Origin of the sequence: Streptomyces roseus, from assembly GCF_001044425.1 — a bacterium.
Taxonomy (GTDB): Bacteria; Actinomycetota; Actinomycetes; order Streptomycetales; family Streptomycetaceae; genus Streptomyces; species Streptomyces roseus.
On record NZ_LFML01000123.1, the window covers coordinates 52,445 to 77,428 of the forward strand.

20 protein-coding genes are annotated in these 24,984 nt (G+C 74.0%); 11 read left to right on the top strand and 9 right to left on the bottom strand.

Features of this window, described 5'->3' with window-relative positions; all coding sequences use genetic code 11:
- The first annotated feature begins 8 nt into the window (after positions 1 to 8).
- Positions 9 to 782, top strand: a complete 774-nt coding sequence (locus ACS04_RS27490; RefSeq protein WP_048479479.1) for a class I SAM-dependent methyltransferase — start codon at positions 9 to 11, stop codon at positions 780 to 782.
- 60 nt (positions 783 to 842) lie between these two features.
- On the opposite strand, the gene ACS04_RS27495 is transcribed toward ACS04_RS27490, so the two are convergent.
- The 3 genes from ACS04_RS27495 to ACS04_RS27505 all read right to left on the bottom strand — a co-directional run bounded on the left by ACS04_RS27495 (position 843) and on the right by ACS04_RS27505 (position 6,750).
- Complete coding sequence (locus tag ACS04_RS27495) at positions 843 to 2,129, bottom strand: serine hydrolase domain-containing protein (RefSeq protein ID WP_107438716.1); 1,287 nt, start codon at positions 2,127 to 2,129, stop codon at positions 843 to 845.
- 136 nt (positions 2,130 to 2,265) lie between these two features.
- On the bottom strand, positions 2,266 to 6,210 hold the full coding sequence (locus ACS04_RS27500) for an nSTAND1 domain-containing NTPase (protein ID WP_280921032.1): 3,945 nt from the start codon (positions 6,208 to 6,210) through the stop codon (positions 2,266 to 2,268).
- 174 nt (positions 6,211 to 6,384) lie between these two features.
- Complete coding sequence (locus tag ACS04_RS27505) at positions 6,385 to 6,750, bottom strand: hypothetical protein (protein WP_048479481.1); 366 nt, start codon at positions 6,748 to 6,750, stop codon at positions 6,385 to 6,387.
- Positions 6,751 to 7,096: 346 nt separating this feature from the next.
- Here ACS04_RS27505 and ACS04_RS27510 point away from each other — a divergent pair, with 346 nt between their 5' ends.
- The gene (locus tag ACS04_RS27510; protein WP_048479482.1) at positions 7,097 to 9,223 is read left to right on the top strand and encodes a SpoIIE family protein phosphatase; all 2,127 of its coding nucleotides are present in this window, start codon (positions 7,097 to 7,099) and stop codon (positions 9,221 to 9,223) included.
- Between the two features lie 82 nt (positions 9,224 to 9,305).
- Entirely contained in the window at positions 9,306 to 10,304 is a 999-nt protein-coding gene (locus ACS04_RS27515; protein WP_048479483.1) for an endonuclease/exonuclease/phosphatase family protein, read from the top strand.
- Here ACS04_RS27515 and ACS04_RS27520 read toward each other — a convergent pair.
- Together ACS04_RS27520 and ACS04_RS27525 are read right to left on the bottom strand one after the other, a co-directional pair.
- A complete protein-coding gene (locus ACS04_RS27520) occupies positions 10,273 to 11,142 on the bottom strand; it encodes an ATP-grasp domain-containing protein (RefSeq protein ID WP_048479484.1) in 870 nt (289 codons plus the stop codon). The genes ACS04_RS27515 and ACS04_RS27520 overlap by 32 nt on opposite strands.
- A gap of 107 nt (positions 11,143 to 11,249) precedes the next feature.
- Positions 11,250 to 11,693, bottom strand: coding sequence for a nuclear transport factor 2 family protein (locus ACS04_RS27525; protein ID WP_048479485.1), 444 nt, complete (start codon positions 11,691 to 11,693; stop codon positions 11,250 to 11,252).
- Positions 11,694 to 11,812: 119 nt separating this feature from the next.
- Here ACS04_RS27525 and ACS04_RS27530 point away from each other — a divergent pair, with 119 nt between their 5' ends.
- Complete coding sequence (locus ACS04_RS27530; RefSeq protein ID WP_048479486.1) at positions 11,813 to 12,382, top strand: PadR family transcriptional regulator; 570 nt, start codon at positions 11,813 to 11,815, stop codon at positions 12,380 to 12,382.
- Positions 12,369 to 13,181: an SGNH/GDSL hydrolase family protein gene (locus tag ACS04_RS27535; RefSeq protein WP_048479487.1), complete on the top strand. Its 813-nt coding sequence runs from the start codon at positions 12,369 to 12,371 to the stop codon at positions 13,179 to 13,181. The genes ACS04_RS27530 and ACS04_RS27535 overlap by 14 nt, the downstream gene beginning before the upstream one ends.
- A gap of 60 nt (positions 13,182 to 13,241) precedes the next feature.
- Here the strand turns inward: ACS04_RS27535 and ACS04_RS27540 are convergent, their stop codons facing one another.
- Complete coding sequence (locus tag ACS04_RS27540) at positions 13,242 to 13,835, bottom strand: MBL fold metallo-hydrolase (protein WP_048479488.1); 594 nt, start codon at positions 13,833 to 13,835, stop codon at positions 13,242 to 13,244.
- A gap of 141 nt (positions 13,836 to 13,976) precedes the next feature.
- On the opposite strand from ACS04_RS27540, the gene ACS04_RS27545 reads away from it, so the two are divergent.
- The gene (locus ACS04_RS27545; RefSeq protein WP_048479506.1) at positions 13,977 to 14,885 is read left to right on the top strand and encodes a GlxA family transcriptional regulator; all 909 of its coding nucleotides are present in this window, start codon (positions 13,977 to 13,979) and stop codon (positions 14,883 to 14,885) included.
- A 55-nt stretch (positions 14,886 to 14,940) separates the two neighbouring features.
- Here the strand turns inward: ACS04_RS27545 and ACS04_RS27550 are convergent, their stop codons facing one another.
- Positions 14,941 to 15,690, bottom strand: coding sequence for an aspartate/glutamate racemase family protein (locus ACS04_RS27550; RefSeq protein WP_048479489.1), 750 nt, complete (start codon positions 15,688 to 15,690; stop codon positions 14,941 to 14,943).
- 187 nt (positions 15,691 to 15,877) lie between these two features.
- Positions 15,878 to 16,069, bottom strand: coding sequence for a hypothetical protein (locus tag ACS04_RS27555; RefSeq protein ID WP_048479490.1), 192 nt, complete (start codon positions 16,067 to 16,069; stop codon positions 15,878 to 15,880).
- 269 nt (positions 16,070 to 16,338) lie between these two features.
- On the opposite strand from ACS04_RS27555, the gene ACS04_RS27560 reads away from it, so the two are divergent.
- A complete protein-coding gene (locus ACS04_RS27560; protein WP_048479491.1) occupies positions 16,339 to 18,621 on the top strand; it encodes a HelD family protein in 2,283 nt (760 codons plus the stop codon).
- Between the two features lie 27 nt (positions 18,622 to 18,648).
- Here ACS04_RS27560 and ACS04_RS27565 read toward each other — a convergent pair whose 3' ends face one another.
- Positions 18,649 to 19,584: an MmyB family transcriptional regulator gene (locus ACS04_RS27565; protein WP_078865394.1), complete on the bottom strand. Its 936-nt coding sequence runs from the start codon at positions 19,582 to 19,584 to the stop codon at positions 18,649 to 18,651.
- Between the two features lie 221 nt (positions 19,585 to 19,805).
- Between ACS04_RS27565 and ACS04_RS27570 the strand changes: the two genes are divergently transcribed.
- From ACS04_RS27570 to ACS04_RS27585, 4 genes are all read left to right on the top strand, one after another.
- Positions 19,806 to 21,179 carry an MFS transporter gene (locus ACS04_RS27570; RefSeq protein WP_048479508.1) on the top strand — a complete coding sequence of 458 codons (1,374 nt, stop codon included), beginning with the start codon at positions 19,806 to 19,808 and terminating at the stop codon, positions 21,177 to 21,179.
- Positions 21,180 to 21,284: 105 nt separating this feature from the next.
- Entirely contained in the window at positions 21,285 to 22,604 is a 1,320-nt protein-coding gene (locus ACS04_RS27575) for a cytochrome P450 (RefSeq protein ID WP_048479492.1), read from the top strand.
- Between the two features lie 102 nt (positions 22,605 to 22,706).
- Positions 22,707 to 23,321, top strand: a complete 615-nt coding sequence (locus ACS04_RS27580) for a TetR/AcrR family transcriptional regulator (RefSeq protein ID WP_048479493.1) — start codon at positions 22,707 to 22,709, stop codon at positions 23,319 to 23,321.
- Positions 23,305 to 24,984: isovaleryl-CoA dehydrogenase (locus ACS04_RS27585; RefSeq protein WP_078865397.1), on the top strand; the 1,680-nt coding region annotated here is incomplete at its 3' end. The genes ACS04_RS27580 and ACS04_RS27585, both read left to right, overlap by 17 nt.

Below are 24,984 nucleotides of genomic sequence, written 5' to 3' on the forward strand. Positions count from 1 at the left end.
AACCTCCCATGGCAACCAAGAAGAACCTCATCGCCAACCGCACCACCCTGGCCCACAAGGTCCGCTACGCGGCGCGCAACCCCGCGCGCATCGGCCCGTACGTCCGCCGCGCCGCCCGCGACAGCTGGCTCCGGCTCAAGCACCCCGACCACGTGGGCTACTACCGGGCGGTCATGGCCTCCGACACCGCCCGCAATCCCGAGGCCGCCGTCGGCAGCCAGACCCACGACCGCTGGCTGGCCCTCGGCAAGATGCAGTTCGAGTACCTGGTGGAGCACGGTCTCGCCCCGCACCACACGATGCTGGACATCGGCTGCGGCAACCTGCGCGCCGGCTGGCGGTTCATCGAGCACCTCGAACCCGGCCACTACTACGGGATCGACATCTCGCCGGACATCCTCATATCCGCCAAGCAGACACTGGCCCGCCAACAGCTCCAGGACAAGCTGCCGCACCTCACGCTCACCCAGGACCTCACGCTCGACTTCCTGCCCGACGCGTACTTCGACGTCGTGCACGCCCACAGCGTGTTCTCCCACTCGCCGATCGAGATCATCGAGGAGTGCTTCGCCCACGTCGGCCGGATCCTGGCCCCGGGCGGCTTCTTCGACTTCACCTTCGACCGGACCGAGGGCACCGAACACCAGGTCCTGCGGGAGGACTTCTACTACCGCACCCGCACCCTCGTCGACCTCGCGGCCCGGCACGGGCTGAAGGCCCGGTTCATGGAGGACTGGGAGCGCCTCGGCCACGGCCAGTCCAAGATCCGGGTCACGGCCTGAAACGGGAGGTGCCGCCGGGCCGGACCACGGGGTCCGGCCCGGCGGCACCTCCGGCACCCGTCAGCGCGAGCCGCGCTCCGGCAGGTCCTGCTCGGCCGGGGCCGCGGTCAGCGCCGGCAGCAGAGCGAAGCCGCGCTGCGAGGGCGCGGCCGCCGGGCCAGCCGCCGGGGTCTTCTTCCCGCAGAACGCGCCTTCGAGCGTGCCGCCGAGGGCCGTGTTCGCCGCGCCCTTGTTCGAGGTGTTCGCCACCGCCGCCAGGCTGCGCTTGCCGTCGCGGGTGGTGAAGGCGTACGTGTAGAAGCCCTGCACCGTGCCGGTGTGCCCGTACACCGAGGTACCGCACGACAGGTCGTAGCGGCGCAGGCCCAGGCCGTAGAAGCGGCTGTTCGCGGCGTCCGTCGGGGTCATGGTGAGCATGGCGTCCAGGGTGCGCGGCTTCAGCAGCCTGCCCCCGAGCAGAGCCGACGTGAAGGTGTTCAGATCCGCCGTGTTCGAGATCATCGCACCGGCGGACTGGGCCCAGGACACCGTCTGTTCGGTGGAGTCGACGAGCGGCGCCCCCGCCTCGTCCGGGTGCAGGTAGCCGTGCAGGTGCGCGCCCTTGATCTCCGTCGAGGGGTGGACGTACGAGGTGTTCTTCAGCTTCAGCGGCTTGATGATGCGCTTCTCGTACTCCTTGGCCACGCCGTGCCCGGTGGCCTTCTCGATGAGCATGCCGACGACCACGAAGTTGGTGTTGGAGTACTGGTACGAGACGCCCGGCTCGGTCGTGCGCGGCTCGCGCAGCGAGAGGGCGACCAGCTCCTGGTAGGTGAACACCTTGTTCCGGACGGCCTCGAAGCCGGGCACGGTCTTGTCGAACATGGCGTTCGTGTAGTCCGACAAGCCACTGCGGTGGGTCATCAGGTGGCGGACCGTGATCCGGTCGTCCGGAAGCAGGCCGGGCAGGTACTGGTTGACCGGGGCGTCCAGGCTGATCTTGCCCTCGTCCACCAGCTGGAGCAGGACGACGCTGGAGAACGTCTTGGTGACGCTGCCGATCCGGAAGCGGCCGTTCACATCCATGGCCGCCCCCGTCGTCCGGTCCTGGACGCCGACCGCGCTGGTCAGCGGCGCACCGGAGCCGGTGATGCGGACCATCGCGCCGGGAGCCCCGACCGCGAGGGTGTTCTTCAACGCCTGCGTCACGGCCTCCATGTCGGGCGCCGGGGCGGGCGCGGCGGTGGTGGGCGCCGCCGCCGGGGCGGCGAACGGGCTCGCGGCCGCCTGGGCGGCGGTCGCCGGCACCACGCCGGCCACGACGGCGAGCAGGGCGGCACTGAGAGACAGGCGTCGGTCGAGAGGCAGGCGCACGTGGTTCCTCAACTACGAGACGGGAAGACGGGTTTCAAAGTCGCAGTCGCGAACTCGCCGCCGCGGGGCGGTCAAGTCCGCGGGCTGCGATCGTACGTGCCCCGCTGGTCCGGTACGTGCACCTGCTGCCTCAGAACCCGCAGTCAGGAGCGGTTTTCAGCCACTCGGTGCCCGCGCGCAGCCGGCAGATCTCCGCCAGCCGGGCCCCCGGGTCGGGGTTCCACAGCCGCACCGTGCCGTCGTTGCTGCTGCTCGCCACCGTCCGCCCGTCGGGCGAGAAGACCACGCCCCACACCGCGCTGGTGTGTCCCGTCAGGGCGGCCCACGGCCGCCGTCCGGCCACCTCCCAGAGCCGCACCGTACGGTCGTTGCCGCTGCTGGCCAGCCACCGTCCGTCGGGGGAGAAGGCGATGGCGCGCACGGAGCCGGTGTGGCCCGACAGCACGGCCTCGGCCCCCGACCCCGGCCGCCGGGCGTCCCACAGGCGTACGGTGCCGTCGTTGCCGCTGCTGGCCAGCGTGCGCCCGTCGGGGCTGAAGGCGACCGCCCGGACCGCGCCCGCGTGGCCGGTGAGCGTGGCCAGCGGCCGCCGCCCGGGCACGTCCCACAGACGTACGGTCAGATCGTCGCCGGCGCTGGCCAGCGTCCGCCCGTCCGGGCTGAACGCCACGTCGTTCGCGAAGTCCGTATGACCGCTCAGCGTGCCCAGCGGCGTTCGGGAGGCCACGTCCCAGAGCCGGACCGTCCGATCGGAGCCGGCCGAGGCCAGCAGCCGGCCGTCGGGGGAGAAGGCCACCGCGTACACGATCCCGCCGTGCCCGGTGAGCGTGCCCAGCGCCGTACGGGAGGCCACGTCCCAGAGCCGGACCGTCCCGTCCGAGCCCGCCGAGGCCAGCAGCCGCCCGTCCGGGGAGAAGGCCACCGAGAACACCGTCTCGGTGTGGCCGGCGAGCGAGGCGACCACCCGCCGCCCCGCCACCTCCCACAGCAGCACCGTGTGATCGCCGTCCGCGGTGGCCAGCAGCCTGCCGTCCGGGCTGTACGCGGCCTGCCAGATCTCCGTGAACGGGCGCGCGGTCAGCACCGGACCGCGCAGGTCCCAGAGCACCACCGACTGGTCGAAGGCGGCGGTGGCCAGCATCGTGCCGCCGGAGTCCACCGCGACCCCGAGCACGTAGTCGGTGTGCCCGGCGAGCGTGGCGACCGCCCGGCCGCCGCGCACGTCCCACAGCCGGGTGGTGCCGTCGCCGCCCGCGCTGACGACCGTGGTGCCGTCCGGGGTGTAGGCGACCGCGTTGACGTCGTCGGTGTGACCCGTCAGCGCCATCGTCGTGCGGAGCTCGGCCACGTCCCACAGCCGCAGGGTCCGGTCGACGCCCCCGGAGGCCACCGTCCGCCCGTCCGGCGCGAAGGCCACCGCGAGCACTTCGGCGGTGTGCCCGGAGAGGACGGCGATCTGACGGGCCGCCACCGGATCCCACAGCCGTACGGTCTGGTCGGCGCCCGCCGACACCAGTGTCCGGCCGTCCGGCGCGTAGGCGAGGCCGTTGACCTTCCCCGTATGGCCGGTCATCTCGCGCACGGCCGACCCGTCGCCGGCGGGATCGCACAGCCGGACCGTCCCGTCGGTGCCCGCGACGGCGAGCGTGCGCCCGTCGGGCGCGAAGGCCACGGCCCGGGCGTCCGCCGTCCGCGCCGGGAGCACCGCGACGACGTGCCCGTCCGTGTCCCACACCCGGACCGGACCCTCGGAGGAGGTCGCCGCGAGGGTCCGGCCGCCCGGCCCGAACGCGATCGCGCGCACCTGGCCCGGCATGGTCAGCGTGGCCGTCGTACGCCGGTCCGCGACCCGCCGCAGCAGCACCTGCCCGTCGGAACCGGCGCTCGCCAGCAGCCCGTTGGCCGGGGCGAACGCCACCGCGTTGACCGGCCCCCGGTGCCCGCCGAGCCGGGCGAGGAAGGGCTGGGACTGCGTGCTCAGCAGCGCGCCCCGCGCCTCGGGGTCCGCCTCCGTGCGGTACGCCTCCTCCGCGAGCCGCATCGAGGCCTCGGGCTGACCGGCGGCGAGGGAGGTGGAGCGGACGGCGAGGGCCTGCGCGCGGGCGGTGCGCTCCTGGCGGAGCGCGGCCGACCGCTGCTGGTACGCGACGGCCCCGGCGGTCAGGGCCAGCACCAGCAGGACCCCGAGCAGGGCCGTCATCCGCTGCCGGAGCCGGACCTGGCGCAGTGCCTGTGCCCGCCGCACGTCCTGCGCGGCGCGGCTCGCGCTCAGGAAGGCCGTCTCCCGCGGACCGAGCCGGCTCCTGCCGTCGAGTTCCCCGGCCCAGGCGGCGGCGGCGTCCAGCCGGCTCCCGCGGTACAGCACGGACGGATCGTGCCCCTCGCGCTCCCATTCCTCGGCGGCGCGGGACAGCTGCCGGTGGACCAGCAGCCCGTCCCGGTCGGCGTGGATCCAGCCGCGCAGCCGCGGCCAGGCGTGCAGCAGGGCCTCGTGGGTGATCTCGACGGTGTCGCTGTCCATCGTGATCAGCCGGGCCCGGACGAACGCGTCGAGGGCCGCTGCGGCCCGGTCCGCGCCGGCGAGCTGCCCCATCAGCTCGGCCCGGGACGTGCGCCGCCGCGTGGCCCCCGTCCCCTCGGCGACGTGGACCAGCGCCACCAGGACGCGGCGGATCGTCCGCTGCTCCTCGGGGTACAGACGGGCGAACACGCTCTCGGCGGTGTGCGCGACGGCCCCCTGGATGCCTCCGGAGTCCTCGTACCCCGCCACGGTCAGGGTGGATCCGGAGCGCCGCTGCCAGGTGGCCATGAGCGCGTGCGAGACCAGCGGCAGCGCACCCGACGGCGTGTCACCGGGTCCGGCCGCCGGGGCGTCGGCGGCCGTCGCGGGACCCTCCCGCAGGCCCGCGTCGCGCAGCAGCAGCTGGACCAGGCCCGGTTCGAGGGTGAGTCCGGCGAGCTCGGCGGGGCGGGTGATCGACTCGCGCAGTTCGGCGACGGACATGGGGGGCAGGACGAACAGCCCGTCGGTGAAGGCCGCGGCCAGCTCGGGCAGGTCCAGACAGCTGCCGGTGAAGTCGGCCCGTACGCCGAGCACCACGACGGCCGGGGCGGGCGCCGTCGTCCCCGGTTCCGCCGTGGCCAGGGCGCACAGGACGTGGACGAAGCCGCGCCGCTCGTCCTCGTCGGAGCAGAGCGTGAAGAGTTCCTCGAACTGGTCGACGAGCACCACCGGCCGCACGGAGGCCGGCCTTCCCTCGCCGGTCTGCCCGGTCTGCCCGGTCTCCCCGGCCCCGTCGGGGGAGCCGTCCGCCGGACCCCGGACGACTTCCAGCAGGCGCCGCGGCCGCTCGCGCAGTTCCCGTACGGTGATTCCCAGATCGCCTCCCAGCACCTTGGCGGTGGAGTCCAGGAGCTCCCGGAGGGGGTGCGCGGTCGGGGTGAACCGTACGACAGGCCACCCGTCGGCGCCCGCCATCGGGAAGCCGCCGGTGCGCCGCAGGGCCGGTACGAGACCCGCGCTGAGCAGGGAGGACTTTCCGGCGCCCGACCGGCCGACGAGTACCAGCGGGCCGGCGCCGATGCGGTCGAAGACCCGCTCGATCAGGGCCGCGGTCACGCGGTCGCGGCCGAAGAACCAGCCCGCGTCGCGCGAGGTGAACGCGGCGAGCCCGCGGTAGGGGCACTCGCCGGGCGACTGCGCCGGCCCGGCGGGCCCGGCCGGCCCGCCGGCCGCCGCGGTACGGGACTTCGGCACCTCGGCCTCCGGAACCAGTTGGAGGAGCGTGCCCCCGGCTTCCAGCACCCGGTCGCAGCGCAGCGCGACATCGTGGGTGACGCGCTTGGCGCCGGTCTCGATCTTGCTCAGATAGCCCTTGCTGTAGTGCGTGCGGCGGGCCAGATCGGCCAGCGACAGACCGCGCTGCACCCGCAGTCGGCGCAACTGGGCCGGAAACGCCGCGGCGCCGGCGGCGACCGCGGCCGCTCCGAGCGGATCGGGCTCTCGATCGGCGTGGTGATCGGCGTGGTGATCGTTGTGGTGATCGGTGTCGCGTCCGCGGTCCGGGTCCCCCACGGCATCCCCCATGGCACAGCGCGCCCAGGTTGTGAGATGGAACGTCCCAGGCTACCGCGGAGGTCGGAGGGGGCGGGGCGCGTCCGGCCGGTGTGGCGCGAAGCGCGCGCCACACCGGCCCGCCGGGGCCGCCGGGGGAGCGGCGGACCCGGAAGGCCGTGAACACCGGCCCGCTTACGGGCGGTTGAGCGTGATGGAGTTGATCGGCGTCAGGTTGGCGTAGACACCCCGCTGCTGGGCGATGGGGGCGCCGCAGCCCGCGCCGCCCGAGCCCGTGCACAGGCTCGCGGTGGCCCCGCCGTACTGGTTGTTGAGGACCCAGTGGTTGCCGTACTGGTTGCTGAGGTTATGGGCTCCGTAGCTGGTGAAGACGTGGGTCGGCTTGACGGCCGGGTTCTGGTCCTGCGGGTAGATGCAGACCGCCCCGTAGGGGCAGCCGGCCCAGTCGTCGGCGGGCCTGGCGTCGGCCGAGCCGCTCAGTGCGACGAAGGCCGCCGCGGCGGTGGCGAGCGCGGCGGCGCCGCGGATCATCTTGCGCATCGTGTCCCCCTGTTGGGTGAGTCCTTGTGTTGACGTCGGAGCGTGGGCCGGCCGTACCGGCCCGCCGCCCCGTCTCGCTGACGTCTTCAGCCTTCCCCGGCGGCCTCCGGGGGTCGACGGGTTTCCCGTTGCCCATCTCCGGCCCGGACCGGGAAACCCGCTCCGACCTGCCCTTCGGTGATACGGAGGGCAACCCGTCACCCCGGGTGAGCGGGCGGATCCCGTCCGGCTCCGTGATGTCCTGCGCCCCGAGGGCGGGCAGAATTGAGGAGGCAGCCCGTGTCCGCCGTGCGGGCGCCGGTCAGCCGCGCACGCGCGCGAGTGGCGCGCAGAAGGGGGCCCGCCGATGCCATCGGACCGGCTGGGGGGTACGGACGACCCCGGCCCGATCAGGTCCGAACCGGGGTCCCTGCTGGAACACGTGGTGGTGGCCGTCTTCGGCATCGACGACGAGGACCGGATCTGCTACTGGGGCCCCGGCGCGCAGAGCCTCTTCGGCCACGGGGCCGCATCGATCCTGGCCCGCCCCGCGGCCGCCCTCTTTCCCGAGCCCTCCTCGGGCGCCGCCCGCGCAGAGGCCCCGGGCGGGGCCGCCCACCTCACCGAGCGCGCCCGGACCCTCGGCTACTGGCGCGTACGAATGCCCGCGCTGCACCGGGACGGCTCCGTGTTCGACTGCGGCTTCCGAGTCTTCCCGATGACCGGGGCCACGGGCGCCACCGTGGTCATCGGGCTGGCGAGCCGGGGCGACGAACTCGACCGGGTGAAGACCAACCTCTCCTTCCTCGACTCCCTCTTCGAAACCTGCCCGATCGGCCTGGTCATGCTGGACGAGGAGCTGCGCTACGTCCACCTCAACCAGGCCCTGGCCGACATGGACGGAGTCCCGCTCACCGAGCACCTGGGGCGCCGGATGGCCGACGTCATGATCACCTCGGACGGCGGGGAGTACCAGCGCATGCTGCGTTCCGTGGCCGATGAGGGCCGGACCGTGATCGGCACCCTGGTGGGCCTGCGCACACCGGGCCACCCCGACCGCGACCAGGTGCGCTCGGTCAGCTTCTTCCCGCTCACCGGCGCGGGCGACACCCGTCGCGGCGTGGGCGGCCTGCTCCTGGACGTCACCGAACGCGAGCAGGCCATCCTGGAGGCGACGGCGGCCCGCCGGCGCTTGGCCCTGCTCGACCGGGCGGCCGCGAGCATCGGCACGACCCTGGACCTGAACACCACCGCGCGCGAGCTGGTCGGCGCGGTGGTCCCCGAGTTCTGCGACGCCTCCGTCGTGGAGCTGGTGGAGTGGATGGACGAGACCGAGGCGTTCGACCCGGAACTGCCGGTGACCACCCGCCGGATCGCCTCCGGCACCACCCTTCCCGAGCCCGCCGTCGAGCTCGTGAGCGGTCTGCGGGAGGTCACGTACCCGCCGGGCTCCCACACCCACCAGATGCTGAGCACGGGCCGTCCGCTCTGCTTCACGGTCGACCATGAGTTCGCGACCCGGACCATCGTCCACCAGGAGCGTGCGCAACTGCTGCTGGACAGCGGCCTGACCTGCATCCTCATGGCACCGCTCATCGCCCGCGGCACCGTGCAGGGCATCGCCATGTTCGGCCGGTCCGCCGCCCGCCCGGCCTTCGGGGACGAGGACCTCGCACTCGCCGGTGAACTGGCCTCCCGGGCCGCCCTGTGCCTGGACAACGCCCGGCTGTACGGCAAGGTCCAGGACATCGCGCTCACCCTCCAGCGGGCCCTGCTGCCCAGCGCCCCCGCGGCGGGCCCCTACGTGGACATCAGCCACCGCTACCTGCCCGGCAGTCGCGGTACGGAGGTCGGCGGCGACTGGTACGACGCGATCGCCCTGCCCGACGGCCGGGTGGCGCTCGTGGTCGGCGACGTGATGGGACACGGCGTGCCCGCGGCCGCCGCGATGGGGCGGCTGCGGATCACCGCGAAGACCCTCGCCCGGCACACCGCCGAGCCCGTGGCCCTGCTCGAAGAGCTCGACGCCTGCGCCGAGGAGGCCGGCATCGAGTGGGCGACCTTCCTGTACCTCCTGTACGACCCCCACACCGGGCGCGCCCGCATCGCCAACGCGGGCCACCCGCCGCCGCTCGTACGCCACCGGGACGGAACCGTGCACGCCGTCGGCGACGTGCTCGGGGTCCCGCTCGGGGTGGGCGGCGTCCCGTACCGGTCGGTCGAGGTCGAGATCCCCGAGGGCGCCACCGTGGCCCTGTACACCGACGGGCTCGTCGAGGCCCGGGGCCAGGACATCGACACCGGCATCGAGGCATTGTGCGAACAACTGCGGGCGCCGCTCGGCTCGCTGGAGGAGGGCGCCGACCGGATCCTCGCCCATCTGCTGCCCGACACGGCCACCGACGACACCGTCCTGGTCCTCGCGCGGGTCGGCGCGGTCCCCGGCCGCCCGCCCGCCGGGGGAACCGGATCACCGCGCCGGGCGTCGTCGTAGCGTACGCAGGGGGAGCCGGCGCGCGACGCGGGAAGGCGGCGCACGACGCGGGAAGCGGAGCCGGCGGGGAGCGGGGGGAAGCGTGGGCGGGCATGGGGCCGGGCGGGGGCGGCGGCGTCGGCCGGAGCAGTGGTCCTGGCGCCGTCGGGGACGCGTCCTCGCGGGGCTCGCGGTCCTGCTCGCCTGCCTGCTGGTCTTCCACGGTGCGGTGCCCGCCGGGCTTCCGGGCCGGCCCGGCAGCCTGCTCGAAACGTTCCTGCCCTGGCTGGGCCTCGCCGTCCCGCTCCTCGCCGCCCTCGCGGTGCTGCGCCGGGCGGCCGTGGCCGGGCTCGCCGCCCTGCTGCCCGCCGCCGCCTGGCTCGGCCTCTTCGGCGGCCACCTGCTGCCCGGCGAGGAGCGGGCACCCGATCTCCTCGCCGTCCAGCACAACGTCAGCGACGAGAACCCCGACCCGGCGGGGACCGCGCGCGCCCTGGCCGCGACCGGCGCCGATCTGCTGGCGCTGGAGGAGCTGACGTCCGCCGCGGAGCCGGCGTACGCGGCCGAGCTCGCGCCGCGGTACCCGTACCACGCGCTGTCCGGCACGGTCGGGCTCTGGTCGAAGCACCCGCTGGCGGACGTGCGCCCGGTGGACATCAGGCCCACCGGGATCGGGGAGGGCTGGAACCGCGCACTGCGCGCGACCGCCCGGACGCCGCACGGGGAGGTCGCCGTGTACGTGGCGCACCTGCCCTCCCTGCGCCTGAGCCCGACGCACGGCTTCGGTTCCGTACGCCGGGACGAGAGCGCCGCACTGCTCGGCGCCGCGATCGCGGCCGAGCCCGCTGACCCGCTGATCCTGCTCGGGGACCTCAACGGCACCGTGGACGACCGCGGGTTGGCCCCGCTCACGTCGCGCACGGAGCCGCCGCCCCGGGACTTCGCGTTCAGCTGGCCCGCGGCGCTGCCGCTGGCCAGGATCGACCAGGTCCTGACACGCTCGGCGGCCGTCACGCGTATCCGGTCGCTGCCCGCGACGGGCAGCGACCACCTGCCCGTCGCCGCTCACATCACCTGGCGCGCTCCTGCACGAGGTCGGTGAAGCGCGCCGGCCCGTGTTCGCTGTGGCCCATGAAGAGGTTGGGCTCCACGAGTTCGAGCTCCATCACGACCGGCGTCCCGTCGTCGGCGGTCGCGATGTCCACCCGCGCGTGCAGCAGGCCCGGCGACCCCGGTACGGCCGCCAGCGCGGCCTCGGCCAGGGCTAGTTCGGTCGCGGACGGCAGGTGCCCCACCAGCCCCGGATGCGGTACGCGGTCGTCGTCGACGGTCCCGATCCCGGTCAGCACCGGACCCTTGCGCACCGCGTGGCTGAAGGAGCCGCCGAGGAAGACGAGCGCCCGCTCGCCCTCGTCGATCCGGGTCAGGTACGGCTGCACCATCGCGGTCGATCCGGCCGCGTGGAGGGCCGCGATGTGGGCGGCCGCCTTCTCGTGGAGGTCCTGCGTGTAGCGCGCGGCTCCGCGGGCCCCGGCCGACACCGCCGGCTTGACGACGAACTGGCCGTGCCCGGGCAGGACGACGTCCTCGCCCGGGGCGATGAACCGCGTCGGCACGACGGGGACACCGCGCCCGGCGAGCTCGCCGAGGTACCGCTTGTCGGTGTTCCAGCGCACCAGCCACGCCGGATTGTCGAGCCGGGTCACCCCCTGCACCGCATCGGCCCAGGCCAGGTACTCCGGCAGGCGCTGCTCGTAACCCCACGTGGACCGGATGACCACCGCGGCGCACCGCGACCAGTCGAAGTCCGGGGCGTCCCAGAGCGCCGCCACGGCGTCCAGACCGCGGGCGCGCAGCGCTTCGAGGAGCAGCGGCAGGTCGGTGTCCCAGGCCAGGCCCGAGACCGAGGTGGCCAGGGCCACTCTGGTGGAGGCGGACATCAGCGGCTCCCCTCTCTTCGGCCGGGCCGGCCGGGGAACTGCCGGGTCGAGCGGATCTCCACCGGGACCTCCGGGCGTACGTAGGGGAGCGGGCTGCCGCACGCAGCCTAACGACCCGCCGCCCCCGAGGCCGGAGCCGGGGCCAGACCGTCGGCGACCAGCCCGGCCAGGACCGCCTCGCCCAGGGCGTGCACGGCGGACTGCGGCCGGACCATCACCGTGAACTCCTTGATCCGGCCGTCCTCGGCGTAGTGGACCAGGTCGATGCCGTGGATCGCCTTTCCGTTCACCGACGCCCGGAAGAGCAGGATCTCCGACGGGGACTCGGAGCCGTCGGCGCTGGTCTCGGCGCTGCCTGCGTACCGGCCGACGTAACGGAAGTCCTCGAAGGTGCGCAGCAGCACCCCGAAGAGCGCCAGCACCATCGGCCGGCCCTCGAACGGGGTGAACTTCACGGGGCTGTACAGGCACACGTCCTGCGTGAACAAGTCCTCCAGGGCGGCGAGGTCCCGGCTCTCGACGGCGGCGCGGAAACGGTCGGCTGCGTTCACGGCTTCTCCCTGACGATCTGCTACTCACGAATATGATTAGTCAGTTTCTTGAGTATCATGCGAGGGGCGTCCGTGGACAGGGGCGGCGCCGGAAACAGGGGCGAGAGGGAGGCGATCCGATGGCTTTGCGCCATGCCGTACTGGCGGCGCTGCTGGACGAGGAGCTGAGCGGGTACCAGCTGGCGAAGGCGTTCGACCTCGGCGTCGCGAATTTCTGGCACGCGCTCCCGCAGCAGCTCTACGCCGAGCTGGCCCGGCTGGAGAAGGACGGGCTGATCTCCGGCCGGGAGGTGGTCCAGGACACCCGGCCCAACAAGCGCCTGTTCATCGTCACCGAGGCCGGCCTCGCGGAGCTGGAGCGGTTCACTGCTTCCGCCGCCAAGCCCTCCTCCATCCGCGACGACCTCATCGTGAAGGTCCAGGCCGCCGACCACGTGGACCCCGCGACGCTCATCGCGCAACTCACCGAGCGCGCCGCCTTCGCACAGGCCAAGGTCGACCTGTTCGGCGGTCTGCTGGACAGGATGCGGGGCGACCGCTCGGAGGAGGACTTCCTGCGGAACGGCGAGGGCATCGGCCCCTACCTGACCTGCCTGCGCGGCCTCGCCTTCGAGCGGGGCAACCTCGACTGGTGCGAGCGGACGATCGCCGTGCTGCGGGAGCGGGAGGCGGCTCGTGCAACCCGCTGAGACCGCCGGGCCCGCCGACCCCGACGGCCCCGCCGGGCACGCGTACCTGCGGTACGTGGCCCTCGGCGACAGCCAGACCGAGGGGCTCGGGGACGGGGACGACGCCACCGGCCTGCGCGGCCTGGCCGACCGGCTCGCCGAGCAGCTCGCGGTGCACAGCCCCGGCCTGGCCTACGCCAACCTGGCCGTCCGCGGCCGGCTCGCCGGCCAGGTCCGCGCCGAGCAGCTCGCGCCCGCCCTCGCCCTGAAGCCCGACCTGGCCACCGTCGTCGCCGGGGTCAACGACGTGCTGCGGCCGCGGTTCGACGCGGACGAGGTCGCGGGCCACCTGGAGGCGATGTTCGCCGCGCTCACCACCCAGGGCGCGCGCGTCATGACGCTGACCTTCCCGGACCTCGGCCGGATCACGCCGCTCGCCCGCCCCCTCGCCCCGCGCGTGAACGCCCTGAACGACCGCATCCGGGCCGCGGGAGAGCGGCACGGGGTGGTCGTCGTCGAGACGGGGCACCATCCGGTGGTCACCGACCCGCGGCTGTGGAGCGAGGACCGGCTGCACGCGAGCCCGCTCGGCCACGAGCGGATCGCCGCCTCGCTCGCGTACGCCCTCCAGCTGCCGGGCAGCGACGATTCGTGGACGCACCCGCTGCCCCCGGACGGGGCGCCCGGGCCCACCCTCGCCGCCGAACTGCGCTGGGCCGCCGGGTTCCTGGGCCCCTGGCTGGGGCGGCGCCTGCGCGGCCGCTCCTCGGGCGACGCCCGCACGGCGAAGCGCCCGGCACTCCTTCCGGTACGACCGTGAGCCCGGCCGGCCCCGGGCCCGGCCCCTGGCTCGGTCCTGATCCCGTTCGGGTTCCCCGGCCTAGCGCGGGGTTCCGTCGTCGGCCCTGAACGGGCTGCCGTGGCCGGGCACGATCAGGTCCGCCACGGCCAGTACGCGCAGCCGGGAGGCGCGGTGCACCTGGCGGTCCGGGGCCACGGGGTCCTCGGCGGGTCCGTCGGCGTGCCACCAGAGGTCGCCGGCGAAGGCCACGACGCCCGTCCCGGTGCCGGCGAGCAGGGTGATGTCCTCGGCGCTGTGGCCGGGGGTGCGGATCAGGCGCAGGGACGGAGTGAGTTCGTAACCCTCCGCGTCGCGGTTCGTCCACTGGTCGCCCCGGTACTCGACCTTGTGGTCATGGACCCGGGCGCGTCCGAAGAGGCCCACGTTCATGGTGTTGTCGGGGTGGTGGTGGCTGAGGACCACGTCGGTGATGTCGTCGGGGCCGAGGCCCAGTTCGGCGAGCGGGACGAGGATGTCCTCGTGGCCGGCCACCATGCCCGGGTCGAAGATCACGTGCCGTCCCGCGTCGTGGACGTAGGAGACGGTCGCGGCGACCCCGGGGCCGGTGGAGCCCACGTAGCCGGTGGTCAGGACCTTGTATGCGGCACTGCGGCCGAGCGGTGCGTCTGTCATGGCCCCAATCCTTCAGGGAGCCGCGGGAGTTCACGAGTGGCACTGATGCCGATGATCGCAGGATTCGTGCCGGCCGTGTGCCAGACTGCACCCGTGCCCCCCTTCGCGACCGTCGCCGCGTACGTCCCGTCCGGCGTCGGCATGCTCGCCGTCGGCATCGTCACCGAGGTCTTCGGCCCCCACGGGGCGGCGCTGCCCGGCTTCGCACTCGCCTTGTGCGCCGACCGGCCCGGAGCGGTGGCCACGGACTGCGGCGTGCCGCTCTCCGTCGCGCACGGCCTGGACCGCCTCGCCGAAGCCGATCTGCTGCTCGTCCTGCCCGGCGCGGACTTCCGAACTCCGCCCGCCCCGACGGTACTTGACGCGCTCCGGGCCGCGCACGGGCGCGGGGCCCTCGTCGCGGCCCACTGCGTGGGCACGTTCGCGCTCGCCGCCGCCGGACTCCTCGACGGCCGGCGGGCGACCACGCACTGGCGGTTCGCGGCGCTGCTCGCCGAACGCCACCCGGGGGTCACCGTGGAGCCCGACGCCCTCTACATCGACGAGGGCGACATCGTCACGGGCGCGGGAGCCGCGGCCGGCTTCGACCTGTGCCTGCACCTGCTGCGGCGAGAACACGGTGCGGCCCTGGCCAACGGCATCGCCCGGGACATCGTGCTGCCCTCCCACCGGGACGGCGGGCAGGCCCAGTACCTCGCCGCGCCCGTTCCCGGAAACGGCAGGGACGAGCGGCTCGGCGCCGTCCTCGACTGGGCCCGCGCCCACCTCCACGAGCCGCTGCCCGTCACGGAACTGGCCCGCCGCGCGATGATGAGCAAACGCTCCTTCGCCCGCCGCTTCACCGCCGCGACCGGTACCACCCCGCACGCCTGGCTGCGGAGCCTGCGCCTGAGCCGGGCGGAGGAACTCCTGGAGACCACCGACCTCCCCGTCGAGGAGGTCGCCCGGCGGGTCGGATACGGAAGCGCCGCGGTCCTGCGCGAACAGTTCGTGCGCCGCCGCGGAGTCCCACCCCGCACCTACCGCACCACCTTCACCCGCACCCCGTAGGACGCGTCTTGGCGCGGGCGGAGCCGCGTTGTCCGCCGTGGGGGGACCAGGGAGGTCACGCCGGGGGCCGGTCCAGGGCGAACACCCCGCCCGGCGGGGAAGGCAGGCGTGGAGCGGCCGACAGGGCCGCCTCGACGGCGGCCTCGGCGTGGATCCGGGCGGTGGGGAAGACGGGTACGGGGCTGTCCCCGGCGCCGATGAGCAGCTCTATCTCGGTGCAGCCGAGGATGATCCCCTCGGCGCCGCCGGCCACGAGTTCCGCGATGACGCGCTGGTAGGCCGCGCGCGACTCCTCCCGGACGATGCCCCGGCACAGCTCCTCGTAGATGATCCGGTGCACGAGCCCCCGCCCCGCGGCGTCCGGGACGCGCACCTCCAGTCCGCTCGCGGCGAGTCGACCGCGGTAGAACTCCTGCTCCATCGTGAAGGCCGTGCCCAGCAGGCCGACGCGGGTCAGCCCGGTCGCCTTCACCGCGTCCGCGGTGGCGTCGGCGAGGTGCAGCAACGGCACCGAGAGGCCGGCCTGGACCCGGTCGGCGACCTTGTGCATGGTGTTGGTGCAGATCAGGACGAGGTCCGCTCCGGCGGCTTCCAGCCGCTGCGCGGCCTCCGCCAGCACCTCACCGGCCTCCGCCCACCGCCCCTCGGCCTGGAGGTGCTCGATCTCCGCGAAGTCCACGGAGTACAGGACGCACCGGGCCGAATGCAGGCCCCCGAGCCGGTCACGGGTGAGCTCGTTCAACAGCCGGTAGTACTCGGCGGTCGACTCCCAGCTCATTCCTCCGAGCAGTCCGATCGTTTTCATAAGCGGATACGGTAACAGCCCGCTCCGCCATAAGGATTGCTTTGACTTGGTGCCGGCGTCGGTGGTCGGGGCACCCGGGGAAAACCCGCCGCCGCCGGTGCGGGGTGTCCCGGTGCCGGCGGCGGCTCGTGGCTCGTGGTTCGTATGGCGCGGGCGTGGTTCTTCGTCGATCGGTCACCCCCAAGGGTCAGGACTCCGCGGAGCCCTCGCGCATGACGTTCTGGAAGGCCGTCATGCACGCCATGCAGTGGTGGTCCGTTTCTGCGGTGCCTCCCGGCTGGAGGGGGCGGCCGCACAGGGTGGCCCGGCGGTCCCGGGCTACGACGTGCCATACGAGGCCTGGCCCTGTGGCCGCCTCACCGACCTGCATTTCATACATGAGAGTGCTCCATGTGGTGGACAGCTCTGTGTGTCCACCAAAGCAGTGTGCGGCGCCGAAAGCCTGACGGGTGAGCCGTCCGGGTGACCTCCGGCCAACCGCCTCGTTCACCTGTGCGATGCGTGCGGTACGGGTTTTCGGGATACAAAAAAACCCCGGACCAATTGACGGTCGGGGTATTCGTCTGGGTATATTTGATGTTTCACGCCTGGATGACGGCAGGGCGTGGTGAAGCTTTACGGACACATCGTATCGGGTCGGGAGTGGAATTGTCAAGCGTGGAATTCCGTAATGAGCAGCAATTCATCGACGAGCTCTATGCGCGCCTGGACCACCTGCGTGACCAGGCCGAACACTCCGTGCAGCAGGCCCTGTCCGACACGGGGTCCGGGTTCCAGGCGCGGCTGGAGCGCGATGTTGTCGTCGCCGAGCAGTCCGGTCTGCTTTCCGCGCTGAACGCGGGCGAGAACGGTCTCTGTTTCGGCCGGCTGGAGTTCTCCGACGGACAGGACCACCACATCGGCCGTATCGGAATCCGGCAGGACGACGCCGACCGCACCCCCCTCGTCCTCGACTGGCGGGCCGAGGTGGCGCGCCCGTTCTACCTCGCCACGGGCCATTTCCCCATGGGCCTGCGCCGGCGCCGCCACCTCACCACCCGCGGCCGCGAGGTCACCGCCCTGCACGACGAGATCCTCGACCTCGCCGACACCGAGCGCACCGGCCACGAGGGGGCCGACGCCGACGCCGTACTGCTCGCTGCCCTCGACGCCGCCCGCACCGGCCGCATGCACGACATCGTCCAGACCATCCAGGCGGAACAGGACCGCATCATCCGCTCGCCGCACCGCGGCGTACTGGTGGTGGAGGGCGGGCCGGGCACCGGCAAGACCGCCGTCGCCCTGCACCGCGCCGCCTACCTCCTCTACGCCCACCGCGAGCTGCTCGCCAAGCGCGGCGTGCTGATCGTCGGCCCCAACCCGGCGTTCCTCGGCTACATCGGCGAGGTGCTCCCCTCCCTCGGCGAGACCGGCGTGCTCCTCTCCACCCCCGGCGAACTGTTCCCCGGCATCCGCGCGACCGGCACCGACCGGCCCGGCGCCGCCGCCGTGAAGGGCCGCGCGGAGATGGCCGACGTCCTCGCGCACGTGGTGCGCGACCGCCAGGCGCTCCCGGAGAACGTCCCCGCCGGCAGCGGCGAGGACAGCGCCGTGGTCCCCGAACCGGCCCTGGAGATCGACCACGACGACTACGGCACGCTGCTGCTCGACCGGACCATGGCGCACGAGGCCCGGGACCGGGCTCGCGCCACCGGCCTGCCGCACAACCTGGCCCGCCCGTACTTCGCCTTCCGCGTCATCGACTCCCTCACGCACCAGCTCGCCGACCGCCTCGGCGCCGACCCGTACGGCGGCCCCAACCTGCTGGGAGCCGACGACATCGCGCAGCTCGGCAAGGAGATCGCGACCAGCGCCGAGGTGCATGCCGCGATCGACAGCCTCTGGCCACCCCTCACGCCCGTGCAGCTCGTCAGTGACTTCCTCGCCGACCCCAGCCATCTCCCGGCCCATGAGGCGGAGTTGATCCGGCGGACGACCCAGGACTGGACGCCCGCCGACATCCCGCTGCTCGACGAGGCCGCCGAGCTCCTCGGCTTCGACGACAGCGCGCAGCGCGCCGCCGAGGAGCGCGAGCGCCAGCAGCGCATCGCCTACGCGCAGGGCGTCCTGGACCTGTCCCAGGGGTCCGAGTCGTACGAGTTCGAGGACATGGAGAACGAGTTCCTCGCCGCGCACGACATCATCGACGCCGAGCGGATGGCGGAGCGGCAGGAGGAGGCCGACCACCGCAGCACGGCCGAGCGGGCCGCCGCCGACCGTACGTGGGCCTTCGGGCACGTCATCGTCGACGAGGCGCAGGAACTGTCCGAGATGGCCTGGCGGTTGCTGATGCGCCGCTGCCCCACCCGGTCGATGACGCTGGTGGGCGATCCGGCCCAGACCGGCGACGAGGCGGGCTGCGGATCGTGGAAGCGGATCCTGGACCCGTACGTCGGGGACCGCTACGAGCTGGTCCGGCTCGGCGTCAACTACCGCACGCCCGCGGAGATCATGGAGCTGGCGGCCGCGGTGCTCCGGGCCCGTTACCCCGGGTTCGAGCCGCCGAGCTCGGTGCGGTCCACCGGGCGGCGGCCCTGGGTGCGGCAGACGGACGATCTCGCCGGCGCGGTCGCGGAGGCGGTGCGCCAAAGCGCCCCGGCGCGGGTCCGGGAGGGCGGCGGGCGGCTGGCGGTGATCGCGCCGCGTCCGCTGCACGAGGTGCTGGCGGCCGCGCTGCCCGGCGTACGGGCGGGGGAGGAGCCGGACCTCACCCGTACGGTCGTCCTGCTGGAGCCGCGCCAGGCCAAGGGGCTCGAATTCGACACGGTGATCGTCGTGGAGCCCGCGGACCACGAGCCGAGCGACCTGTACGTCGCCCTGACCCGGGCGACGCAGGCCCTCGGGGTGGTGCACACGGGCCGGCTGCCGAAGGGGCTGGCCGAGCAGCCGTAGGCGGGTCCCGCGGGCGGCCGGGACCCGTCAGACGCCGGCCGGGGCCAGGAGCGCCGACGGCTCCGGCCGCACCGGGCGGCCTGGGAGCCCCGGCCCCGCCGGCTGCTCCTGGCCCGCCTGCCCCGCGAGTCCTGCCAGCCGCTCCAGGCCCGCCCGGCTCTCCTCGTCGACCGGCACCATCGTCACCAGGCGCGGACCCGCCGCGGGCCCGAGCCACAGGTTGGTGTGCTCCAGGTGCAGCAGGCCGACGTGCGCGTTGCGGACGTACTTCGTCTTGGCGCCCAGGCCGAGCACCTCGTGGCGGGCCCACAGCTCGCGGAACTCCGCCGACTCCGCCTCCAGCCGCGCGAGCAAGGCCTTCCAGGCCGGCTCGGCGAGGTGCTCCGCCATGGCCGCCCGGAACTTGGCCACGATGGTGCGGTTCACCTCGGCGACGTCGGCCATCGAGGCCCGCCAGTCGGCGTGGGTGAACGCCAGCCACAGGCAGTTGCGGTCCTCGGGTGCCACCGCGTCCAAGTCGCACAGCAGCCGTCCGTACGTGGCGTTGTAGGCGAGGATGTCGTACCGGCTGTTCTGGATGCAGGCGGGGATGGGCCCCAGCTGGTCGAGCATGGCCCGCAGGGACGGGGTCACGCTCGGGCACGGCGTGTGCGGGGCCGGGTCGGGGCTGCCGGCCAGCGCGAACAGGTGCGCCCGCTCGCTGGCGTCCAGCAGGAGGGCGCGCGCGAGCGCGTCCAGGACCTGCGGGGAGACCTGGATCTCGCGGGCCTGCTCCAGCCACGTGTACCAGGTGACGCCCACGGCGGAGAGCTGGGCGACCTCCTCGCGGCGCAGCCCGGGCGTGCGCCGGCGGCGCCCGCGCGGCAGCCCCACCTGCTCGGGCGTGATCCGCTCCCGGCGGCTGCGCAGGAAGTCGGCCAGCTCGTGTCGGCGTACGTCGCTGTCGGGGGCAATGGTGGTCATGGAACCAGGGTGCCGCACCGCTCATCCCGTTGCCAGGTATTCGTCGTACCAGGATAAGGACACTCTGGTACCAGGCTGAGCGTGGGGCGATCGTTTCCGTTGTGAGCGAAGCAACCGTACGTACCACCCGCCCCTCCCCGCCGACGCCGACGCCGACGCCGACGCCTGCCGGGCCGGCCGTCACGCCGACCACCCGGCCGGCGGGCCGCCCGCCGGCCGCCATCCGTCCCCTCGGACTGTTCACCGTGCTGCTCGGCGCGGCCCTGCCCCTGATCGACTTCTTCATCGTCAACGTGGCCCTGCCCGCCATCGACGCCGACCTCGCGGCCGGCCCCGCCACGCTGGAGCTCATCGTCGGCGGCTACGGCGTCGCCTACGCCGTCCTCCTCGTCCTCGGCGGCCGCCTCGGCGACATGGCGGGGCGGCGCCGGCTCTTCCTGATCGGGATGACCGCCTTCGGGGTCACCTCGCTCCTGTGCGGGCTGGCGCCAACCGCCTGGGCCCTGGTCGGGGCGCGTGTGGCGCAGGGCGCCGCGGCCGCGCTGATGCTGCCCCAGGTGCTCGCCACGATCCAGGCGACCACCCAGGGGCCGCGCCGCGCCCGGGCGATGAGCCTGTACGGGGCCACGGCCGGGCTGTCCATGGTCGCCGGGCAGATCCTGGGCGGGGTCCTGGTCGCCGCCGACGTGGCCGGCTCCGGCTGGCGCTCGGTCTTCCTGGTGAACGTCCCGGTGGTGGTCCTCGGACTGCTCCTCGCCGCCCGCGCCGTTCCGGAGACCCGCTTGGACCGGCCGGCCTCGGTCGACGTACCGGGGACGCTGCTGCTCGCCCTGTCCCTGGTCTCCCTGCTCCTTCCGCTGACCGAGGGCCGGGCCGCCGGCTGGCCGCTGTGGACGTGGGTCTCGCTCGCGGTCTTCCCCTTCGCGGCCGTGGCGTTCTACCGGACCGAGCGCCGCGCCGACCGGCTCGGGCGCACCCCGCTGGTGCCGCCGAGCCTGCTGCGCCTGCAGTCGCTGCGGCGGGGCCTGGCCCTGGTGGTTCCCTTCTCGATCGGTTTCAGCGGCTTCATGTTCGTCATCGCGGTGGTCCTCCAGCAGGGCCTGCGGATGGGCCCCGTGGAGGCCGGGCTGGCGCTCGTACCGATGGCGGTGGCCTTCTTCGGGGCCTCGCTCGCCGGGCCGCGGCTGGTCGGCCGGTTCGGCAGCCGTGTCGTCACCGCGGGCGCCGTGCTCCAGGCCGTCGGCGTCACGCTGCTCGTCCTCGCGGTCCTGCGCGGCTGGCCCGACCTCGGATTGGCGCCGCTCGCCCCGGGCGTGGCCGTCGCCGGCCTCGGCCAGGGTCTGCAACTGCCCGTCCTGATGCGGCTGATGCTGTCCGACGTACCGGCCGACCGGGCGGGCGTGGGCGGCGGGGTCATGATCACCACCCAGCAGTCCGCCCTAGCCCTCGGCGTCGCGACCCTGGGAAGCCTGTTCCTGGCCATGGTCCCGTCGGCCGGCATGCGCGACGCCCTCGTCGTCACCCTGCTCGTCCAGCTGGGCATGATCGCCCTGACGGCGCTCCTGAGCCTGCGCCTGCCGCGGCTCGTACGGTAACGCCCGTCTCCGGGCGGGGTGTCACGGGAGGCGTCCGCTCGCGTACAGTCCGTAACGCCCGCGCCCCCTCGGGGGCGGGACCAGCGGCCGAACAGGAGGAGATCCGTGGCCACCGAAGCCGGTTTCGACCCCCGCCCGCCCGCCGCCCGTACGGGGCGGCCGGTCCCGGAGGCGGACCCCGCCCTCGTGGAGCGGTGGCGCTCCGGCGGGGGCGAACTCGTCGACCTGCTGGCCCTGGTGCGTGAACGGCTGGGCGGGGTGGCGGCGTTCCGCCTCGGGCCGGCCCCCACGGTCCTGGTCACGGACCCCCGGGCGGTCCAGCACGTCCTCGCCCTGCACCCCGACCGGTACGTCAAACGCTCGCACCGGGCCCGGCTGTTGATCGGCGACGGGGTGCTCGCCGCCACCGGCGATGCCTGGAAGAGCCAGCGGCGACTGCTGCAATCCCAGTTCACCGGGACCGGGATGCGCCGCTACGAGCGGCGCATCGCGGCGGCCGCCCGGGTCACCGCCGAGCGCTGGGCCGCGTACGCCCGATCCGGACAGCGGTTCGACGTCGGCCTGGAGATGCGCCGCTTCGCCCTGGACACCATCTGGCGCTCCCTCACCGGGCACCCCCTCGACGACGGCACCGAGGACGAACTGAACGCCGTCGCCTCCGTGGTGGCCGCGATGCCGACCCTGCCGGCCGACCCCGCCGACGCCCGCGAGGCCGTCGCCGCCGACCTCGCCAGGATCGACGCCGTGGCGCACCGCGCCATCGAGGCCGCGCGGGGTGGGGCGGCCGGGCCTGACGGACCGGGCCTGCTGCACCTCCTGCTCGGCGCGGGCGCCGAAAGCCCCCAATACCCCGACCGGCTGATCCGCGACGAGCTGATCACGCTGCTCGTCGCCGGCCACGAGACCACCGCCACCACCCTGACCTGGCTCTACCTCCTGCTCGACCGGCATCCTGAGGCCCGCGAGGAGGCCCTGGTCGCGGGCGCCCCCGGCTCGGCGGAACGCGGCCGGGCCCTCCAGGCCCTGGTCCACGAGACGCTCCGGCTCTACCCGTCGGCGTGGATCCTGCCGCGGTACGCCGCCGAGGCCGGCGTACTGGCCGGCCACGCCGTCGAAGCGGGCTCCGACGTGGTGGTCTGCCCGTACCTCACCCACCGCGACCCCGGGCTGTGGCCGCACCCCGAGCGGTTCGACCCCCGCCGTTTCACCACCCCCGGCGGCCGGCCCACCCACCCCGGTGCCTACCTCCCCTTCGGAATCGGCCCGCGCGCCTGCCTCGGCCTCCGGTTCGCCCTCCGCGAGTCGACCGTCCTCCTCGAACACCTGCTGCCGGCCCACGTCCCGGCCTTCCACTCCGTCCCGGCCAAGGCGGCGTACGGCATCACCGTCCGCCCCGACGGCCCGACCCCGGCGAGCCTTCGCTAGCCGGGCAGGCCGGTGCGGGCAGGTGTAGGCAGGTGTAGGCAGGTGCTGCGAGGGCATGCCGGGGTCTGGTGTGAAGCGGTGAATCGGTGCTTCAATCCTTCCGTGCCCTACCGTCGCCCGCCCTCCGTACAGGCCCGCCTCGACGCCCGCCGGGAGCAGGTGCTCGAAGCCGCCGTCCGCCTGCTCTCCCGGGAGGGGTACGGAGGCTGCTCGGTCGCCGCGATCGCCGCCGAAGCGGGCATCTCCACCGGCAGCGTGTACCAGTCGTTCTCCGGCAAGTCCGAGCTGGCCGCCGCGCTCTTCCGGACCCTGGTGGCCCGGGAGCTGGACGCGGTGACCGCCGCGACGCGGCGCCCGGGTGGCGCCGCGCAGCGGGTGGCGGCCGCCGTCGAGACCTTCGCGTACCGGGCGCTCCAGGCGCCGCGCCGGGCCTTCGCCCTGCTGGCGGAGCCCGCCGAGCCCGCCGTCGACACCGAACGCCTCGTCTTCCGGCGGGCGTTTCGCGACGTCTACGCCGAACAGATCGCCGCGGGCGTGGCCACCGGGGAACTCCCTTCTCAGTCGCCAGAGTTGACTGCCGCCGCCTTGGTCGGCGCGATCGCCGAAGCGCTCGTCGGACCACTGGCGGACGGGGACGCGGCCCCGGAGGACGTCATCCCCGGCCTCATCACCTTCACCCTGCGTGCCCTTGGAGGACACGATGCCGCAGACGCATGAGGTCACCAACCAGGTGCCTCCCCACCACGGTTACGACGCGGCGGCCGACCCGGCGCTGCTGGAGGCGGTCGCCCGCGAGGGCGCCGCGTGGGCGATACCCGAGCTCCACCGGCTCGGTGCCCTCGCCGGCGGCGAACAGGCCGCGGAGTGGGGCCGCGTGGTGAACGAGAACCCGCCGGTGCTGCGCACCCACGACCGCTACGGCCACCGGATCGACGAGGTGGAGTTCCACCCGTACTGGCACGAACTGATGGGCACCGCCGTCTCCCACGGGCTGCACGCCGCGCCCTGGGCGCAGGACCGGGCCGGGGCGCACGTGGCGCGGGCGGCGAAGTTCCTCGTCTGGGGCCAGGTCGAGGCGGGGCACTCCTGCCCGGTGTCCATGACGTACGCGGCCGTACCCGCGCTGCGCGCCGAGCCGGAGCTCGCCCGATGGCTGGAGCCGCTGCTCGCCTCCCGCACGTACGACTACGGACTGCGCCGCCCGGACACCAAGCGGGGCCTGATCGCGGGCATGTCCATGACCGAGAAACAGGGCGGCTCCGACGTACGGGCCAACACCACGACCGCCGTGCCGGCCGGGGACGGTACCTACCGGCTGACCGGGCACAAGTGGTTCACCTCGGCGCCCATGTCCGACGTCTTCCTGACGCTGGCGCAGGCCCCGGGCGGACTGTCCTGCTTCCTGCTGCCGCGGGTGCTGCCGGACGGCAGCCGCAACCGGCTGCTGCTCCAGCGGCTCAAGGACAAACTGGGCAACCGGTCCAACGCCTCCGCCGAGATCGAGTACGACGAGGCCGTCGGCCGGCTGGTGGGGGAGGAGGGGCGCGGCGTCGCGACCATCATCGAGATGGTCAACATGACCCGCCTCGACTGCGTGCTCGGCGGAGCGTCCGGCCTGCGGCTCGGCACCATCCGGGCCGTCCACCACGCCACGCACCGGCGGGCGTTCGGCAAGGCGCTCGTCGACCAGCCCCTGATGCGCAACGTCCTCGCCGACCTCGCCCTCGAATCGGAGGCGGCCACCGCCGTCGCGCTGCGCCTCGCGGGCGCCACGGACCGGGTGGCCCAGGGCGACCAGGACGAGGCGCCGCTGCGGCGGCTGGGGCTGGCCGTGACCAAGTACTGGGTGTGCAAGCGCGCCCCCGGGCACGCCGCCGAAGCCCTGGAATGCCTCGGCGGCAACGGCTACATCGAGGACTCCGGCATGCCGCGCCTCTACCGCGAGGCCCCGCTGTCGTCGATCTGGGAGGGCTCCGGGAACGTGGCCGCCCTGGACGCGCTGCGGGCCATGGCCCGCCAGCCGGAGACCGTCGAGGCCTTCTTCGAGGAGGTGGGCCGGGCCGCGGGCGCCGACCGGCACCTGGACGCGGCGGTGGCCGGGCTCCACAAGCAGCTGGCCGATCCGGCCGGCGCCGAGTACCGGGCCCGGCAGCTCACCGAGACGCTCGCCCTGGTCCTCCAGGCGTCGCTGCTGCTGCGCCACGCCCCGGACGCGGTGGCGGAGGCCTTCTGCGCGTCCCGCCTGGGCGGAGAGCACGGCGGCGCGTACGGCACGCTCCCGGCGGGCGTGGACACGGAAGGATTGAAGCACCGATTCACCGCTTCACACCAGACCCCGGCATGCCCTCGCAGCACCTGCCTACACCTGCCTACACCTGCC